Source organism: Pseudomonas sp. COR18 (assembly GCF_048568395.1).
Taxonomy (GTDB): Bacteria; Pseudomonadota; Gammaproteobacteria; order Pseudomonadales; family Pseudomonadaceae; genus Aquipseudomonas; species Aquipseudomonas fuscovaginae_B.
The window spans coordinates 3082776-3099577 of the sequence record NZ_CP183808.1; the positions used below are offsets into that span (position 1 = coordinate 3082776).

15 protein-coding genes are annotated in these 16802 nt (G+C 63.7%); 7 read left to right on the forward strand and 8 right to left on the reverse strand.

Going from position 1 to position 16802, the window contains the following annotated elements:
- Positions 1 to 38: 38 nt before the first annotated feature.
- From ACM62G_RS14190 to ACM62G_RS14200, 3 genes are all read left to right on the forward strand, one after another.
- The gene (locus tag ACM62G_RS14190) at positions 39 to 374 is read left to right on the forward strand and encodes an MliC family protein (protein WP_054059929.1); all 336 of its coding nucleotides are present in this window, start codon (positions 39 to 41) and stop codon (positions 372 to 374) included.
- Between the two features lie 89 nt (positions 375 to 463).
- Positions 464 to 1528 carry a class II fructose-bisphosphate aldolase gene (gene fba / locus ACM62G_RS14195; RefSeq protein WP_017902971.1) on the forward strand — a complete coding sequence of 355 codons (1065 nt, stop codon included), beginning with the start codon at positions 464 to 466 and terminating at the stop codon, positions 1526 to 1528.
- 180 nt (positions 1529 to 1708) lie between these two features.
- The gene (locus ACM62G_RS14200; RefSeq protein WP_273825263.1) at positions 1709 to 1960 is read left to right on the forward strand and encodes a hypothetical protein; all 252 of its coding nucleotides are present in this window, start codon (positions 1709 to 1711) and stop codon (positions 1958 to 1960) included.
- Positions 1961 to 2001: 41 nt separating this feature from the next.
- Here ACM62G_RS14200 and ACM62G_RS14205 read toward each other — a convergent pair whose 3' ends face one another.
- Positions 2002 to 2673, reverse strand: a complete 672-nt coding sequence (locus ACM62G_RS14205; protein WP_054059940.1) for a polysaccharide lyase family 7 protein — start codon at positions 2671 to 2673, stop codon at positions 2002 to 2004.
- A 402-nt stretch (positions 2674 to 3075) separates the two neighbouring features.
- Between ACM62G_RS14205 and ACM62G_RS14210 the strand changes: the two genes are divergently transcribed.
- From ACM62G_RS14210 to ACM62G_RS14220, 3 genes are read left to right on the forward strand one after another with little or no spacing between them, the layout of a single operon-like run.
- Positions 3076 to 5199 carry a putative bifunctional diguanylate cyclase/phosphodiesterase gene (locus ACM62G_RS14210; RefSeq protein WP_419737353.1) on the forward strand — a complete coding sequence of 708 codons (2124 nt, stop codon included), beginning with the start codon at positions 3076 to 3078 and terminating at the stop codon, positions 5197 to 5199.
- Between the two features lie 45 nt (positions 5200 to 5244).
- Positions 5245 to 5757 (forward strand): M48 family metallopeptidase, encoded by a 513-nt coding sequence (locus ACM62G_RS14215; RefSeq protein WP_419737354.1) that lies wholly within the window; start codon positions 5245 to 5247, stop codon positions 5755 to 5757.
- Positions 5758 to 5778: 21 nt separating this feature from the next.
- A complete protein-coding gene (locus ACM62G_RS14220) occupies positions 5779 to 6075 on the forward strand; it encodes a winged helix-turn-helix domain-containing protein (RefSeq protein ID WP_273825269.1) in 297 nt (98 codons plus the stop codon).
- Between the two features lie 6 nt (positions 6076 to 6081).
- On the opposite strand, the gene ACM62G_RS14225 is transcribed toward ACM62G_RS14220, so the two are convergent.
- Positions 6082 to 6534, reverse strand: a complete 453-nt coding sequence (locus ACM62G_RS14225) for a GNAT family N-acetyltransferase (protein WP_054059933.1) — start codon at positions 6532 to 6534, stop codon at positions 6082 to 6084.
- Between the two features lie 250 nt (positions 6535 to 6784).
- On the opposite strand from ACM62G_RS14225, the gene ACM62G_RS14230 reads away from it, so the two are divergent.
- Positions 6785 to 7522 carry a substrate-binding periplasmic protein gene (locus ACM62G_RS14230; RefSeq protein ID WP_273825271.1) on the forward strand — a complete coding sequence of 246 codons (738 nt, stop codon included), beginning with the start codon at positions 6785 to 6787 and terminating at the stop codon, positions 7520 to 7522.
- 50 nt (positions 7523 to 7572) lie between these two features.
- Here the strand turns inward: ACM62G_RS14230 and yccS are convergent, their stop codons facing one another.
- The 6 genes from yccS to ACM62G_RS14260 all read right to left on the reverse strand — a co-directional run bounded on the left by yccS (position 7573) and on the right by ACM62G_RS14260 (position 16801).
- Positions 7573 to 9765: a YccS family putative transporter gene (gene yccS, locus ACM62G_RS14235; protein ID WP_054059935.1), complete on the reverse strand. Its 2193-nt coding sequence runs from the start codon at positions 9763 to 9765 to the stop codon at positions 7573 to 7575.
- Positions 9766 to 9917: 152 nt separating this feature from the next.
- Positions 9918 to 11096 (reverse strand): NAD(P)/FAD-dependent oxidoreductase, encoded by a 1179-nt coding sequence (locus ACM62G_RS14240; protein WP_419737355.1) that lies wholly within the window; start codon positions 11094 to 11096, stop codon positions 9918 to 9920.
- 129 nt (positions 11097 to 11225) lie between these two features.
- The gene (gene dbpA / locus ACM62G_RS14245) at positions 11226 to 12563 is read right to left on the reverse strand and encodes an ATP-dependent RNA helicase DbpA (protein WP_239688056.1); all 1338 of its coding nucleotides are present in this window, start codon (positions 12561 to 12563) and stop codon (positions 11226 to 11228) included.
- 276 nt (positions 12564 to 12839) lie between these two features.
- Positions 12840 to 14270, reverse strand: coding sequence for a multidrug transporter subunit MdtD (gene mdtD / locus ACM62G_RS14250; protein WP_419737356.1), 1431 nt, complete (start codon positions 14268 to 14270; stop codon positions 12840 to 12842).
- Positions 14271 to 14304: 34 nt separating this feature from the next.
- Positions 14305 to 15183 (reverse strand): alpha/beta fold hydrolase, encoded by an 879-nt coding sequence (locus ACM62G_RS14255; RefSeq protein ID WP_419737357.1) that lies wholly within the window; start codon positions 15181 to 15183, stop codon positions 14305 to 14307.
- A gap of 295 nt (positions 15184 to 15478) precedes the next feature.
- The gene (locus ACM62G_RS14260; RefSeq protein ID WP_419737522.1) at positions 15479 to 16801 is read right to left on the reverse strand and encodes a TldD/PmbA family protein; all 1323 of its coding nucleotides are present in this window, start codon (positions 16799 to 16801) and stop codon (positions 15479 to 15481) included.
- Position 16802: the final 1 nt, after the last annotated feature.

Here is a 16802-nt window from a genome sequence, read left to right on the forward strand (position 1 = left end):
CAGTACTGGCGGCCTGGGTCGCCAGTCGAGGAACCGGCATGAAAGGCTTTATCGCCCTCGCTTCACTGGCACTGCTCGGCGGTTGCGCCGCCTTCAACCTGCCGTCGTCGAAACCGGCGGACAACTGGACCCGCTGGGTTTGCGACAGTCAGGCCGAAGTGCTCTGGCGTTACGCCGACAGCAGCCAGCAGGCGGTCGATGTACGCCTCGGTGGCGGCGACCAGGTCTATCGCCTCAAGCCGGAAGTCGGCGCCGTCGACAGCGGCGTGCTGTACAGCGACAACATGTTGGCGTTTCACAAAAAAGGTGAGGAAGGCCTGGTCTACTGGGTTGCCACCAACGATTTGATCGGTCGGGCCTGCAAGGCGCCCTGACCGGTAGTAGCTTGATCTAACTTGAATAGCAGCCGCCGCTACGGCAGGCTTGCACGATTAACGACCCTCGTCCGGGAGAGAGATACACAATGGCACTTATCAGCATGCGCCAGATGCTGGACCACGCAGCCGAATACGGCTACGGCGTTCCGGCTTTCAACGTCAACAACCTTGAGCAGATGCGCGCCATCATGGAAGCCGCTGACAAGACTGACTCCCCGGTGATCGTCCAGGCTTCGGCCGGTGCCCGCAAATACGCCGGCGCGCCGTTCCTGCGCCACCTGATCCTGGCTGCCATCGAAGAGTTCCCGCATATCCCGGTGTGCATGCACCAGGACCACGGCACCAGCCCTGACGTCTGCCAACGCTCGATCCAACTGGGCTTCAGCTCGGTGATGATGGACGGCTCCCTCGGCGAAGACGGCAAGACCCCGACCGACTACGAGTACAACGTCCGCGTGACCCAGCAGACCGTGGCCATGGCCCACGCCTGCGGCGTTTCCGTGGAAGGCGAGCTGGGCTGCCTGGGTTCGCTGGAAACCGGCATGGCCGGTGAAGAAGACGGTATCGGCGCCGAAGGCGTGCTGGATCACAGCCAGATGCTGACCGATCCGGAAGAAGCCGCCGACTTCGTCAAGAAGACCCAGGTCGACGCCCTGGCCATCGCCATCGGCACCAGTCACGGCGCCTACAAGTTCACCAAGCCGCCTACCGGCGACGTGCTGGCGATCGACCGCATCAAGGAAATCCACAAGCGCATCCCCAACACCCACCTGGTGATGCACGGTTCCTCCTCGGTGCCGCAGGAGTGGCTGGCGATCATCAACCAGTACGGTGGCGACATCAAGGAAACCTACGGCGTACCGGTCGAGGAAATCGTCGAGGGCATCAAGCACGGCGTACGCAAGGTCAACATCGACACCGACCTGCGCCTGGCGTCCACCGGTGCGATGCGTCGCCTGATGGCCACCAACCCGAGCGAGTTCGACCCACGCAAGTTCCTCGGTGCCACCGTGGTTGCGATGCGTGACGTGTGCATCGCCCGTTATGAAGCCTTCGGCACCGCCGGCAATGCCTCGAAGATCAAGCCGATCTCCCTGGAAGGCATGTTCCAGCGCTACCTGAAGGGTGAGCTGAACGCCAAGGTCAACTAAGACCCTGTGCGCTGAAGAAACCCGTCGCAAGGCGGGTTTTTTCATGGTCGTCGATCGCTAGACGCGAATGCGCTTGAGGCTATGAGGAAACGATATAGCGGACTGTCAATTATGACAGTGGTGTGCCAGGGCGCCGATACGCCACGCTGATGGTTCATTCAGCCAGTGAGGCCAATGACCATGAGCGAAGAGGAAGAAAGCGATCCAAACCGTCTGAAGTATTTCAAGACCCGTCAGAAGATCACCGTGACCCGGCGTATCCCGGGCGTGCCACCGGCCTGTGAGCGCGGCGAACTGTGCAGTATCGACTGGAGTGCGCGGCTACTCGTCTACTGTGCCGAAAGCGGTCTGTACCGAACCGTGAAGTTCGATGAGATCGAGCAGATCGATCCCATCGCCAGCTACCGCAAGTCGTCCCTGTTTCACCCCTGATCGAGCGGTATCTCTCCAGCCCCGCCCTGTATTCGGGGCCGTCAGCCTTGCTCGTGATCGATATCGAGCTTGTAGAAGGTCACCATCCCGCCCTCGCTGGTATACCCGGTGTTGTCCTGCACATAGACCCCTGCCTTGAAGTACAGCGGCTTGTCGCGCCAACTGCTGCTGACCTGGGTGTACCACGCCGCGTCGGCGGCGCGCACGCTCAGGTAGCCGCCCCGGCTGAGGTGGATCACGTAGGTGAAGCTCTTGTCCAGCGGCACGTCGTCGGCGATCTGGATGACCCGGCTCTCCTTGTCGTCCGGGTGGTTGCGGACCTTCACCACGATGATCCCGGTCTTGCGGCTGTCCTTGTACTGGTACTCGACCTTGAGCATCGGCTGGGTGCTGTTGAAGGCATGGATCTGGCCGATGACGATCTTGCCCGAGGACGGTACCTGGTTCACCGCCAGGGTTGCACGCAGGTAATTGTTGGCCTCGCTGTACAGCCAGTTGCGCAGGCGACCGTCGGGGTAGGTTTCGCGCAGTTCACTGCGCGGGTAGATGGCATTCTCGGTCTTGGAGCCGGTCACCGGTGACCAGAAGAACAGGGTGCCGGTATCGGAATGAAAATACTGGTCCTTGAAGCCTTGTACCAGTTTGGGGGTATCGATGGTTGCCGGCGGGGTGCCGACAGGGACGCTGAGGTTCCAGGTCGTCAGGTCGATCATGATCATCTGTTCCGTGAAAAACATGGGACTCGCGCAGCCGCAGGCCTGCCCGGAAATTTCGGACAAACCGCTTTGGCCCGCGCTTTTGCGCGCTCTTTATAAGGCTTGAAAGATAGTTTGTTAACGCCGAAGCGGCGAACGGTTGACGTCAAATCGCCGACGAAATGCGCGAGCCCCGATTGGCGGCGGCTTGGCCGAACGACCGCTAGTCGGATTGGCAGGGTGCTACCACGAAAGATGGCCTATTGCTTCTATCAACCGTTAGTCGGGAGAGACGGGCCCGGGTTAAATGATGGCGTAGTGATTACTACGCTTTGCGCAAACTCGGACTAGAGTTGTTTCTGTAATTACGTCCGGTTCCGTCTGACATGGGTGGAGTCCCCTGAACTATAGAGATGCAGCATGGATTGCGCTCAACTTAAGGCTGGTGATAGCAGTTCTGTCCTTTTGGTGGTCGACGACTATCCTGAAAACCTGATCAGCATGCGAGCCCTGCTGGAACGGCAGGACTGGCAGGTGGTCACGGCGGCGTCCGGTATCGAAGCGCTGACACTACTGCTCGAACACGAAATCGACCTGGTACTGCTGGATGTGCAGATGCCCGGCATGGACGGCTTCGAAGTCGCCCGACTGATGCGTGGCAGCCAGCGTACCCGGCTGACCCCGATCATTTTCCTGACGGCCAACGAACAGTCCCAGGATGCCGTGATCAAGGGCTATGCCAGCGGCGCGGTGGACTATCTGTTCAAACCGTTCAACCCGGACATCCTCAAGCCCAAGATCCAGGCGTTGCTCGAGCAGCAACGCAATCGGCGCACCTTGCAGCGCCTGACCCGCGATCTGGAGGCGGCCCGGGCCTTCAATGCCTCGGTGCTGGACAACGCTGCGGAGGGCATCCTGGTGGTCAACGACGACGGCAGCATCCGCTTCGCCAACCCGGCGATTTCGCGCCTGCTGGCGGCGCCGCTGGAAATGCTGATCGGCATGCCGTTCCTGCACTTCATGCACACGCCGCACTTTGCCCAATGGCTGACGTCGCCTTTCTACGAAGGTTACTGCAAGGGCGAGACCTATCGCCTGCATGATGCGCTGCTGTGCACCAGCACCGGCGATTCGCTGCCGGTGGCGATGTCCTTTGCGCCATTGCCCAGCGACCAGAAGGCCATGGTGGTGACCGTGCTCGACATGTCGGTGGTGCGCCACCTGCATCAGCAGCTGGAGTTCCAGGCGGTGACCGACCCGCTGACCGGCCTGCTCAACCGTCGGGGCTTCTACCAGACCGCGGAAAACACCCTGCTGCGCAGCGATCCCGGTCACAAGTCGATGGTGCTGATGTACCTGGACCTCGACGGCTTCAAGCGGGTCAACGACTCCCTTGGGCACGATGCCGGCGACCGGGTGCTGCGCTGGGTCTCCGAGCAGTTGAAGGCCTGCCTGAAACCCTTCGATATCCTGGCGCGCATGGGCGGCGACGAGTTCACCGCCCTGCTGGAACTGGAGCGCCCGGAGCAGGCGGCGAAAGTCGCGGAGAAGCTGATCGAGCGCGTGTCGATCCGCCAGCAGATCGATGGCATGGACATGACCCTGGGGGTCAGCATCGGTATCGCCATCTACCCCGATTGCGGTGCCGACCTGGAAGGCCTGTTGCGGGCGGCGGACATTGCCATGTACGAGGCCAAGCGCGCCGGACGCCAGCAGTACCGCTACTACGACCACGAAATGAACGGCCGCGCCCGCTCGCGGCTGATGCTCGAGGAAAGCGTCCGTTCGGCCATCGAGAGTCGTGAGTTCAAGATGGTCTATCAGCCCCAGGTGTCCCTGGACGACGGCCATCTGCGCGGTTTCGAGGCGCTGTTGCGCTGGCATCATCCCAGCGTCGGCGATGTCCCGCCGGGGCTGTTCCTGCCGCTGCTGGAAGAAGTGCGGCTGATCAGTCGCCTGGGCAGCTGGATCTATCGCCAGGCGGCCAGCCAGCGTCATGACTGGAATGGCGTATTCGCCGATGAGCTGGTGCTGAGCGTGAGCCTCAGCGCCACGCAGTTCTGTATGCCGAACCTGATCGACGAGTTGCAGGAAGTGATCGAGCGGTATGACCTGCGCCCCAGCCAGCTGGAGGTCGAAGTCACCGAGTCGGCGCTGATGCAGGATTTCGAGTCTTCACGCAAGCAACTGCGGCGGATCCGCGGGCAGGGTGTGCGTGTGGCCCTGGATGATTTCGGTTCCGGCCACTGCTCGCTGAATCACCTGCGCGATCTCGAACTGGACACCCTCAAGCTGGACCGCCATCTGATCGCCCGGATTCTCGATTCGCCCCGGGATGCCGCCCTGGCGCGCAGCGTGATCGAGTTGTGCCAGCAGTTCGGCCTGCTGGTGATTGCCGAAGGCGTCGAGACCCTGGAACAGGCCCACTGGCTGCGGACCAATGGCTGCCCTTTCGTGCAGGGTTTCCTGGTCGCCCGTCCGCTGATCGCCAGGGATGCCACCGGTTTTGCCACGACCTTCGACTGGAGCGCACTGTCGAGCTGATTTCGCTAAACTGGCTGCCTTTCCCGATGCAGGCGATGGCCTCCCATGACTGTGCTGAAATACCTCCAGGCCTATCCGGCGTCCCTGCAGGAGCAGGTGCGTCAGATGATCGCCCAGGATCGGCTGGGCGCCTACCTGAGCCAGCGTTATCCCGGTCGGCATGCGGTGCAGAGCGACAAGGCGCTGTATGGCTATGTCCTGGACCTGAAACAGGAACACCTGCGCACCGCCCCGGCCATCGACAAGGTGCTGTTCGATAACCGCCTGGACCTGACCCACCGCGCCCTCGGCCTGCACACCGCGATTTCGCGGGTCCAGGGGGGCAAGCTCAAGGCCAAGAAGGAGATCCGCATCGCTTCACTGTTTCGGGAGGCGGCGCCGGAATTTCTCCGTATGATCGTGGTGCATGAACTGGCGCATCTCAAGGAAAGCGAGCACAACAAGGCGTTCTACCAGTTGTGCGAGTATATGCAGCCGGGCTATCACCAACTGGAGTTCGACCTGCGGGTCTACCTGACCTGGCGGGATCTGCAAGGCAAGGCCGCCGTGGCCGACTGATCGATCGACAAGGACTTTCCGATGGACATCAGCAAGACCAAGAGCAGTTTCTATCGCCGCCTGTACGTGGCCTGGCTGATCGACAGCGGAGCGGCCAACAGCGTCCCGGCGCTGACCGAAGTGACCGGCATGCCGCGGCGCACGGCCCAGGACACCATCGTCGCGTTGGCCGACCTGGATATTCATTGCGCATTCGAACAGCAGGAAGGCGCCCGCAATCATGCCGGCAGCTACCGGATTCATGACTGGGGCGCGATCGACAAGCGCTGGATCGAGGGCAACCTGGCGTCGATCAAGCAGGTGCTGGGTTATCCCTGAACCGTCTCAGGCCTTGCGCATGCCGACGTGCGGGATGCCGTCCTCCAGGTAGGTGTTGCCCACGGCGACGAAACCATAGCGGCCATAGTAGTCCTGCAGGTGCGCCTGGGCCGACAGGTAGATCTCCAGCCCCGACCACATCTTCTCGGTCTGCCTCAGGGCTTCTTGCATCAGCTCATGGCCCAGCCCGGTTCCGCGGGCTTCGGGGGCGACGACCACCCGCCCGATCGCCACGTTGCCGCCCTGGGACAGAGGGTCGAGCAGGCGCAGATAGGCCACCAGCCGGTCATCGCGCCAGCCCATCAGGTGATGGGTGTCGTCCCGCAGGTCGCGGCCATCGACTTCCTGATAGGGGCATTTCTGCTCGACCACGAAAACTTCGGTGCGCAGTCGCAGAATGGCGTACAGCTGTTCCTTGCCCAGGTCGCTGTGGTGCTTGCAGATCCAGTCGATGCTCATTTCATTCACTCTGATTCGATATCCGCTGTCGATACTAAGCGGCCTGGCCCATGCCGCCAACCGGGTGAACACTGTTGCGGCCCCGGGCGCGTTGCCCGTTTTCGGCATCTTTGTGTAATCTGCCCGGCAGGGCGTCTGCCCTGATGCTAATGAGCTACTGTTAGGAACAGGGAGCGCTCAATTGCTTTCTTCCGGCCCCTCTGCTTCGCCTCATTCTGCTGGGCCGTCCAGCCCGCTAAGGATCTTTGGCATGTCGCGACTGCATCGAGCTTTTGCCTTGCTTGGATTGTTGTTGCTCGCACAGGGTGCGGTTGCGCAAAAGCTGCGTCTGGTCGCCGATGCCTGGCCGCCATTCACCGATGTGGGCCTGGTCAATGGCGGTCTGGCTACCGATATCGTCAGTACGGCCCTGGCCCGTGCCGGTTATGCCAGTCAATTCGAACAGGTGCCCTGGGCGCGGGCACTCAAGGGCGTCGGCGAAGGTCGTTACGATGTCCTGATCAACGCCTGGTACAGCAAGGACAGGACCCTGCTGGGGCAATTCTCGAGCGAGTACCTGATGAACCGGGTGATGTTCCTCCGGCACAAGGGCTCATCGATCAGCTACGACAACCTGCAGCAGTTGCACGACTACCCGATCGCGGTGGTGCGTGACTATGCCTATTCCAGCGAGTTCGAAGCCGATACCCGCTTACAGAAGGTGCCGGTGCACAACTTCGCCCTGGCCGTACGCATGTTGGCGGCGGAACGGGTGAAGCTGACGCTGGAGGATGAGTATGTGGCGCGTTACTACCTTGGCCAGGAGTCGCCCGAGGTGCGCGATGCGGTGGAGTTCCTGCCCAAGCCACTGACGGAGAATGGGTTGCATATCCTGGTCAGCCTGCAGAATCCGCAGCATGAGCAGATTGTCGCCGGCTTCGACCGTGAGATCGCCGCGATGAAGGCGGATGGAAGTTATCAGCGCCTGCTCGAATTGCACGGCATGTGATTGTCGGATCGAAAGCTTCGCGGGCAAGCCCCGCGAAGCGGTTGGCGGCTTTACACCGGCGCCTGTTCTTCCGCCCCCTTGATCAGGTGCGCCGCCAGCGTGCGCAATGGCCCCAACTGCCGGCAAATCAGCGCCAGCTGGGTCTGGACCAGACGCTGGATTTCGTCGATTTCTTCCGGCATCTGTTCCAGTTCGTTGGCCAGGGCTTCTTCAGCGTCGCTCTGGACTTCGATGGGCGTCTTGTTCGCCAGGCCGATGGCGATCTGCTCGATGCTGTTGGCCAGCGTGGCGCCGGCGCCATTGATCAGGTGTTCGCGGGCCTCCGCCGGCAACGGGTTCTCGCGGTGCGCGCCGAGCCCCGAGAGGTAGCTGAGCAGGGTGTGCGACAGCACCAGGAAGCGGAAGCCGACGTCGGCCTCCTTGCGGAAGTGCCCCGGCTCCATCAGCATGTTCGCCAGCGTGGTCGACAGCGCCGCATCGGCGTTGTGGGCGTTGCGACGGGCCAGGCGGTAGGCCAGGTCATCGCTCTTGCCCTGGCCGTACTGCTGCATCACCTGGCGCAGGTACAGGCTGTTGCAGGTCAGGGTATTGGCCAGCACCTTGTTCAGGCGCCGCCCCTGCCAGTCCGGCAGGAACAGGAACACCGCCAGGCCGGCGATCAGGCTGCCCAGCAGGGTATCGAACAGGCGTGGCAGGAACAGCCCGTAGCCGTCACCCACCTGGTTGAAGCAGAACAGCACCATCAGGGTCATGGCGGCCGTCGCCAGGGTGTAGCGGGTGGTGCGGTTGATGAAGAACACCAGGCCGGCGGCGATGGTGAAGAACGCCTGGATCAGCGGGCTGGGGAACAGGTCGAACAGGGCCCAGGCCGCGGTCAGGCCGAAGGCGGTACCGATGATCCGCTGGCCGAGCTTGCGCCGCGTGGCGCCGTAGTTCGGCTGGCAGACGAACAGGGTGGTGAGAATGATCCAGTAGCCCTGGGACGGGTGCACCAGGTGCACCATGCCGTAGCCGACGCTCAAGGCCAGCGGCAGGCGCAAGGCATGGCGGAACAGCAGCGAGGTCGGCGTCAGTTGGGTACGCAGGCGCGTCAGCACGTCCTTGAAGTTGCGGGGCGAGCGGTCCAGCAGGCTGCTGTCGCTGGCGTCGGCCAGACTGTCGGGATTGCTCGCGGCGCTGAGCAGGCGGTCGAGGGTGCTGAGGTTGGCGGCCAGTGCCCGCAGCGAGCGCAGCAGGCCGCGCCAGGCCGGGTTGCTCTGGATGCGCAGATGCTCCATCGAGGCATGCAGGTCCGCCAGGGCCTCGGCGAAGCTGGCGTCATAGACGAACGGCTGGCGCAACTGGATCGAGGCCGCCAGTTCCCGGCAGGCCTTGCCCTGCTGGCGCAGCAGGCGCTGGCAGCGGAACAGCACGTCGCTGTGGAAAAAGGCTTCGGCCAGGGCGTTGTACGGGTAGTGCGAGGAGCTGGCGCGTTCGTGGATATCCTGGGCGAGGAAATACAGCTTCAGGTAGCGGCTGACCTTCGAGCCCGGCCGGCCGTTGCCGACCCGGTGCAGGATGATTTCCTTGGCGGTGTTCAGCGCCGCGACCACCCGGCCGTTCTGCTGGGCCAGTTCCAGGCGCCGGGCTTCCACGTCCAGCTGGCGGATCGGTTCGAACAGCGACGACTTGAGCTTGAGGTAGTAACCCAGCTCGCGAAACAGCTTGGCCAGGCTCTGCTGTACCGGCTGGTTGGAGAACATCGCCTGCCACAGCACCGAGAGCACGCCGTACCAGGCGGCGCCGGCCACCAGCAGCAGAGGCTCGTGCCAGAGGTTGGTGACTTCACCGCCGCGCTGGTCCACGCCGATCATGGTGTAGACCGAGAGAATCAGGGTGGCCGAAGCGATCGCGCCATAACGTTCACCCAGCGCCCCGAGCATGGTCAGGGCAAAGGCCGCCAGGGCCATGGCCACCACGAATACCCAGGGGTAGGGGAACAGCAGCTCGACCGAGAAGGCCGCCACGCTGAAACAGACCAGGGTCACCGCCAGGGCATTGAGGCGCCCCTGCCAGCTGTCATCGGTCTCGGCCAGGGCGCAGGCGATGACCCCGAGGAACAGTGGGATCAGCAGCTTCATTTCGTTCTGGAACCAGCACAGCGCCATGATGCCGCTCAGCGCGATGAATACCCGAACGCTATAACTGAATTTGTCCAGCGCCCAGAGGCGGCGCAGGGACTGGTTGAACGAGGTCGATGCCATGAAGGTGTGAGAGCCTGCCAAGCGGTTGATCTGTATTAGCTCATAGACGGGTGGCGGTGCAATGGCGCCACATGCAAACAAAGCAAAATCTGTTCCGGTGGGCGGCGCTCCGCTGGCTGGCGATCGGTGTCAGCGCCATCTGCCGCAACGCCTCAGACGAACTGTGCCGCTGCATACCCCGAAGCCCACGCCCACTGGAAGTTGAACCCACCCAGGTGGCCGCTGACGTCCAGTACCTCACCGACGAAATACAGCCCCGGGCTCTTCAGCGATTCCATGGTCTTGGACGACACCTCGCGGGTGTCGACCCCGCCCAGGGTGACCTCGGCCGTACGATAACCCTCGGTTCCCGCCGGAATCACCTGCCAGTCGCCGAGCTTGCCGGCCACCTCGGCCAGCTCGGCCGGGGTGTACTGCTTCATCGGCCTGGACACGAACCAGTGTTCGGCCAGCAGGTTGGCCATTTTCCTGGTGAAGATTTCGCCCAGCAGAGTCTTGAGTTCACTGTTGGGCCGCTCGGCCTGCTGCTGTTGCAGCCACTGCAGGGCATTGTGGTCCGGCAGCAGGTTGATATGCACCGTGTCGCCTGGCTGCCAGAACGAGGACACCTGCAGGATCGCCGGGCCGCTGAGGCCGCGGTGGGTGAACAGGATGTTTTCCCGGAAACCCTGGTCGTTGCAGCTCACCAGGCAATCGACCGAGGTCCCCGACAGTTCCGTGCACAGCGCCTTGAGTTGATCGGTAATGGTGAACGGCACCAGCCCTGCGCGGGTCGGTAACACCTGGTGGCCGAACTGCCGGGCGATCTGGTAGCCGAAACCGGTGGCGCCGAGGGTCGGGATCGACAGCCCGCCGGTGGCGATCACCAGCGACTGGCAGGTGACCGGGCCAAGGGTGGTCTGCAGCAGGTAACCGCTGTCCAGCTTTTCGATGTGTTCGATGGAAGTGTCCAGGTGCAGTTCGACGCCGGCCTGGTCGCATTCGTCCAGCAGCATGCCGAGGATGTCGCTGGACTTGTTGTCGCAGAACAGTTGGCCGAGCTTCTTCTCGTGGTAGGGAACGCCGTGCTTGGCGACCATCGCGATGAAGTCCCACTGGGTGTAGCGGGCCAGCGCCGACTTGCAGAAATGCGGGTTCTGCGAAAGGAAGTTGCCCGGTTCGGTGTACAGGTTGGTGAAGTTGCAGCGCCCGCCACCGGACATCAGGATCTTCTTCCCGGCCTTGTTGGCATGGTCGAGCAGCAGCACCTGGCGCCCACGGGCGGCGGCGGTAAAGGCACACATCAGGCCGGCGGCACCGGCGCCGATGATCACAACTTCAGTAGAGCGCACAGCGCTGTCCTCACTCGGTTTCTGTTGGGGTGGAGCCGGTCCCTGGCCTTAGTGGGCGCGGGCTTGCCCGCGAATGGGCCAGTCAGCCTGGCCGGGGTCGTCGGCCCCCACAGATGGACCTGGCGGCTATCAGAGAATCCGCACGCGCAGCGAACGGCCCTTGATCTTGCCGCTGTTCAGGCGCTGCAGGGCCTGCTTGGCGATACCGCGTTCCACCGCCACATAGGCCTGGAAATCGAAAATCGCGATCTTGCCGACCTGGGCCCCGGGAATCCCGGCGTCGCCGGTCAGGGCGCCGAGGATGTCGCCCGGACGTACCTTGTCCTTGCGCCCGGCGGCGATGCACAGGGTGCTCATGGCCGGCAGCAGCGGGCCGCCGCCCTTGGCCTTGAGACTGTCGAGCTGTTCCCAGAGCAGCGGGGCCTTCTGCAATTCCTCGATCGCCCGCGCCCGATGGGCATCGGCCGGGGCCACCAGGCTCACCGCGATGCCCTTCTCGCCGGCACGGCCGGTGCGGCCGACGCGGTGGATGTGAATCTCCGGGTCACGGGCCAGCTCGACGTTGATCACCATGTCCAGGGCATCGATATCCAGGCCGCGGGCAGCGACGTCGGTGGCCACCAGCACCGAGGTACTGCGGTTGGCGAACATCGCCAGGACCTGGTCTCGGTCGCGCTGCTCCAGGTCGCCGTGCAGGCCGACGGCGCAGATGCCCTTGGCACTGAGCAGGTCGACGGTTTCCTGCACCTGTTGCTTGGTGAAGCAGAACGCTACGCACGATTGCGGACGATAGTGGTGGAGCACCTTCACCACCGCCTCCAGGCGTTCCTGCGGCGCCACTTCGAAGAAGCGCTGCTCGATCTGGCTGTCGGTGTGGAGGGTCTCGACCTTGACCTGCTGCGGGTCGCGCATGAACTTGGCTGCCAACTGCTTGATGCCGGCCGGGTAGGTGGCCGAGAACAGCAGGGTCTGCCGGCGCTCCGGGGTCTGGGCGATGATCGCCTCGATGGCGTCGTGAAAGCCCATGTCGAGCATGCGGTCGGCTTCGTCGAGCACCAGGGTGTTGAGCCCGCGCAGGACCAGCGTGCCCTTGTCCAGGTGCTGCTGGATGCGCCCCGGAGTGCCGACGATGATGTGCGCGCCGTGCTCCAGCGAGGCGATCTGCGGGCCGAAAGGCACGCCGCCGCACAGGGTCAGCACCTTGATGTTGTCTTCGGCACGGGCCAGGCGGCGGATTTCCTTGGCGACCTGGTCGGCCAGCTCGCGGGTCGGGCAGATCACCAGCGCCTGGCAGCCGAAGAACCGCGGGTTGATCGGGTTCAGCAGGCCGATGCCGAAGGCGGCGGTCTTGCCGCTGCCGGTCTTGGCCTGGGCGATCAGGTCCATGCCCTTGAGCATCACCGGCAGGCTCTGTGCCTGGATCGGCGTCATCTGGGCATAACCGAGGGATTCCAGGTTAGCCAGCATGGCGGCGGACAGGGGCAGCGAGTTGAAAGCAGTGGCGATGGTGGTCACGGGACGGGCCTGCAAGAAAAAATGCCGCGTAGTGTATCAGTCTCGCCCCGGCAATCCGTAATTTCTGGACGAAAAGTAGTCAGATATCCTCACCCTTATCTGTGGACCTGCACCATATCGGTGGGATGCAAGTCGTGGGCGTCGGATTCACCCGCGAACAGGTCCTCAAGATCGCCCCCTGGACCGCCCTGGGGAGGTGTGCGCTCCCCTAGGCAGCGAGCTCCTGGCTCAGTGCTCGATATGCTGCTCCTGCACCACCCGCGCCCGGCGTCCGTCCTGGGGCGAGAGTTGCAGGAAGATCGCCGCCGCCAGCATCGCCATGATGCCCACGGTGAGGAAGGTCAGCTGGAAGGCGCCGAGCACCGTTTCCACGCCATCGTTGCCGATCGCCGCGGTAAAACCGCCGAGCAGCGCACCGGCGCAGGCCACGCCGAGGCTCAGCGACAGTTGCGCCACCACCGACAGCAGGCTGTTGCCGCTGCTGGCCGCCTTGTCGTCAAGATCGATCAGGGTCACGGTGTTCATCGCGGTGAACTGCAGCGAGTTGATCGCCCCGGCCACCGCCAGCATGCCCAGCAGCAGTGGATAGGGCGTGTGTTCGGTGACCAGCCCCAGGGCGGCGAGCATGATGCCCAGGGCCAGGGTGTTGCCGGTGAGGACGATGCGATAACCCAGGCGCTCGATCAGCGGACGGGCGATCGACTTGGCGAACATCGCCGCCGCGGCCAGCGGCAGCATGCTCATCCCGGCCTGGGACGGCGAGTAGCCCAGCGCCACCTGCAGCAGCAACGGCACCAGGAACGGCAGGGCGCCGCTGCCCAGGCGGGCGAACAGGTTGCCGAGGATGCCCACGGCGAAGGTCCGGGTCTTGAACAGCGACGGCGCGAACAACGGATTGTCGACATGCCCGGCGCGCAGCCAGTAGGCCGCCAGGCAGGCCAGGCCGGCGAACAGCAGCAACATCACCCGCAGATGCGGCAGTTGCAGTTCGCCCAGGCCTTCCATGGCGATGGTGATCAGCAGCATCGCCGCGCCGAACAGCAGGAAACCGAGGCTGTCGAAACGGGTGCGTTCGCTGCCGCGCAGGTCGGGAATGAACTTCCACACCGCATAGCAGCCGATCAGCCCCACCGGCAGGTTGATCAGGAAGATCCAGTGCCAGGTCAGGAACTGCACCATCCAGCCGCCCATGGTCGGGCCGATCAACGGGCCGAGCAGACCGGGAATGGTGATGAAACCCATGATCCGCACCAGCTCCGAGCGCGGATAGGCGCGCAGCACCACCAGCCGGCCCACCGGCAGCATCAGCGAGCCGCCCAGGCCCTGGATCACCCGGGCGCCGACCAGCATGTTCAGCGAACTCGACAGCGCGCACAGCAGCGAACCGATGCTGAACAGCAGAATGGCGCTGAAGAACACCCGCCGGGTGCCGAAGCGATCGGAAATCCAGCCCGAGGCCGGGATCAGCAACGCCACGGTGAGCATGTAGGCGATCACCACGCCCTGCATTCGCAGCGGGTTCTCCGCCAGGTCGCGGGCCATGGCGGGCAGGGCGGTGTTGAGGATCGTCCCGTCGAGGGACTGCATGAAGAAGGCAATGGCTACCACCCAGGGCAGCCAGCGAGCGGTCGTTGCGTCCAGCGGGGCACGGTCGGGCATGGAACGGCTCTTCGTTGGCAGGCTATGGACCGGATTATGCCTGATCGGTTTGCACTTGAGCGCTGTGCCGAAGCCCTATTTGCTCCTTATTCAACAGGAAACCGAGCAGTGCCCGGTGCACGTTGTCGGCGGCCACCCGTGACTCCAGGTCGAGCAGGTGGCCGGTGTCCTCGGCCACCGAAAAACTGCAATGGGGAATATGCCGCTGGAACTGTCGGGCGCCTTCGGCAGGGGTGTAGATGTCCTTGGCACCGTTGAGAAAGTGCACCGGCGTGCGGATATCGGAGAGCGTCTTCAGGTAGTTGCCGTCACCCAGTTGCAGCACCTGGTCGATATGGAAGCGCGCCTGGCGGTATTCGGTGCTGGCCATGCTGGCGAGGTGCTGGTGGTTGGTGGTCTTGAGGCGAGGCGGGAGGAAGTGGCCGACGGTGTCGTTGAGCAGGTGGCCGATGGCGGACTTGTCGTCGACCTGGATCAGCTCGTGCACTCGCTGCACATAGGCCAGCATCGGCGGGTTGAGGTCGGGGGCCAGGGCCATGATCACCGAGCTCTCGATGGTCGGCGGATTCCTGGCCAGGGCCAGCAGGCTGGAGATCCCGCCCCAGGACGCCGACACCAGGTGGTTGACCGCGAAGCGCTCGATCAGCGCCAGGAGTATCTGCACCTCGTCGTCCTTGGTCACCAGGCCAGGGTCGGGGTTGTGGGCCTGCGAGCGGCCGGCGAAGGGCAGATCGAACAGCAGCACGTTGAAATGTTCGGCCAGGCACTTGCTGGTGCGGGTGAAGGAGGAGGTGGTGGACAGGGCGCCGTTGACCATCAGCACGGTGTTGCGGCACGGGTCATCGCCGATGCGTTCGACGTGGATGTTGAAATGTCTGAACAGGTTGTTGATGACGAAGCTTCCGTGATTCATATCAAACTCCAGCAAAACACTTTCGAGAGAGGAAAGAGGCGTGGCATTGAGTAACGAAATCGGGGGTGAAGCCTGATGGATCCATGATCGGGAGACGAACGAGGTGCTGGCTTTTTAATGCCTTGTCGGATGAAGGGGTATGTATAGCGCGCCCGTGCTGGCGGGACAACAGTCTGAATGGATAGGTGTGCGGGTGTTTCCGCCAGGGATGCCAGGGGGCTTGCGGGGGCATTGTGGGAGCGGGCTTGCCCGCGAAGCTTTTTGCAGCTTGCGGGCACCCCGCTCCCATGGCTTCTTAGAGTGTGAGGGTCAGCTTGCCGATCAGTGCACCGGGCAGCAGGTTGGAAGAGGTCTGCCGCTGTTCGTAGGTGCTGGCCGACAGCAGCAGTTCGCGCTCGGTGGTCAGGGCCAGCAGCTCGCTGCCCAGCAGGCTGTAGACACTGTCATCGAAACGCATGGTGCTGACCGGTGCCTGGATCTCGCCGTTCTCCACCCAGAAGGTGGCGAAGCGGGTCATGCCGGTCATGCGTGCCGCCGACTGGTCCGAATAGTTCAGGTACCACAGGTTGCCGATATACAGGCCGGTGCCCAGCGCCTTGAGAATATCCGCCTGCGCCAGTTGGCCGCCGCGCATCTCCAGCGCGCTGGGGTACTCGCCGCCGCCCGCGCCGTTGGCGGTCAGGCCATACTCGGCGGCGCTGCGCGAACTGACCATGCGCTCGTTGGCCGAACCACTGGCCACCAGCGACAGGTCGCTGCGTGGATAACCTTCGCTGGAGAAGGCCGGGCTCAGCGAGCCGCTGACCTGCTCGTCCAGCCAGACCTGTGGATGGAACGACGCCTCGCCGGCATACAGCTTCTGCAACGGACTGTACTTGCTGGCGATGGCCTGGGCCGAGAAGCCGCCCCAGCAGAGCATGCCCATGATCTCTTCCAGCGCCGCCGGTGCCAGGTAGGCGCGGTACTGGCCGGGAGCGAGGGTGCGTAGCGGTCGGCCGAGGAACGCCAGTTGTTCGCGGGCCTGCTGGAAGCGCCGGGCGAAGCTTTCGCTGTCCCAGCGTTCGCCGGCATAGCTGGCCTTCACCGCCTGGCCGTTGTCGTGGAACAGGCTCCAGTCGAAGTTGAAGCTGTTGGCCTGGTGCCAGCCGAACGCTCCGTCCGAACTGGCGAAGCCACGGCTGATCGGGCCGGCGGCATAGAAACCGACCAGGTCCAGGCCGGCCGCGGCGGTGCTGATCTCTTCCAGTACCTGCGCACTGTCGGGCAACGGCTGCTGCTGCACGCTGCGGCTTTGCCAGGCGGTGTGATTGAGCAGCAGATAGGGATCGGCTGGCAGCAACGGCAGGGTCTCGCGCAATTGCTGCAGGCCGTCGGCGAGACGCTGGCGATCCTGTTGTGCCTCGCCGCAGAGGGTGATCTGCAGGTCCGCGTGGCGCCCCCCGTCGATCAGCTTGAGGCTCAGACTGGCCTGCTGGACCTGGCCGGCCTGGCGCACCCGGCCGTGGTTGAAGCGAATGAACTCGGACGACTCGGCGGCATAGCCGAGGGTGAACTGTTCCGTGGCCCGCAGGTTCGCCTGCAACCCGTCCAGCAGCGCCTGGAAATGAGTGGAGTCCATC

Bases quoted from the DNA above. Each gene is read 5' to 3' on its own strand.
- ACM62G_RS14225 (WP_054059933.1), bottom strand. From the start codon at position 6,534: ATGAGCATCGACTGGATCTGCAAGCACCACAGCGACCTGGGCAAGGAA.
- mdtD (WP_419737356.1), bottom strand. From the start codon at position 14,270: ATGCCCGACCGTGCCCCGCTGGACGCAACGACCGCTCGCTGGCTGCCC.
- ACM62G_RS14230 (WP_273825271.1), top strand. From the start codon at position 6,785: ATGTCGCGACTGCATCGAGCTTTTGCCTTGCTTGGATTGTTGTTGCTC.
- ACM62G_RS14255 (WP_419737357.1), bottom strand. From the start codon at position 15,183: ATGAATCACGGAAGCTTCGTCATCAACAACCTGTTCAGACATTTCAAC.
- dbpA (WP_239688056.1), bottom strand. From the start codon at position 12,563: ATGCTGGCTAACCTGGAATCCCTCGGTTATGCCCAGATGACGCCGATC.
- ACM62G_RS14260 (WP_419737522.1), bottom strand. From the start codon at position 16,801: ATGGACTCCACTCATTTCCAGGCGCTGCTGGACGGGTTGCAGGCGAAC.
- ACM62G_RS14200 (WP_273825263.1), top strand. From the start codon at position 1,709: ATGAGCGAAGAGGAAGAAAGCGATCCAAACCGTCTGAAGTATTTCAAG.
- yccS (WP_054059935.1), bottom strand. From the start codon at position 9,765: ATGGCATCGACCTCGTTCAACCAGTCCCTGCGCCGCCTCTGGGCGCTG.
- ACM62G_RS14215 (WP_419737354.1), top strand. From the start codon at position 5,245: ATGACTGTGCTGAAATACCTCCAGGCCTATCCGGCGTCCCTGCAGGAG.
- ACM62G_RS14205 (WP_054059940.1), bottom strand. From the start codon at position 2,673: ATGATCGACCTGACGACCTGGAACCTCAGCGTCCCTGTCGGCACCCCG.
- ACM62G_RS14190 (WP_054059929.1), top strand. From the start codon at position 39: ATGAAAGGCTTTATCGCCCTCGCTTCACTGGCACTGCTCGGCGGTTGC.
- ACM62G_RS14220 (WP_273825269.1), top strand. From the start codon at position 5,779: ATGGACATCAGCAAGACCAAGAGCAGTTTCTATCGCCGCCTGTACGTG.
- fba (WP_017902971.1), top strand. From the start codon at position 464: ATGGCACTTATCAGCATGCGCCAGATGCTGGACCACGCAGCCGAATAC.
- ACM62G_RS14210 (WP_419737353.1), top strand. From the start codon at position 3,076: ATGGATTGCGCTCAACTTAAGGCTGGTGATAGCAGTTCTGTCCTTTTG.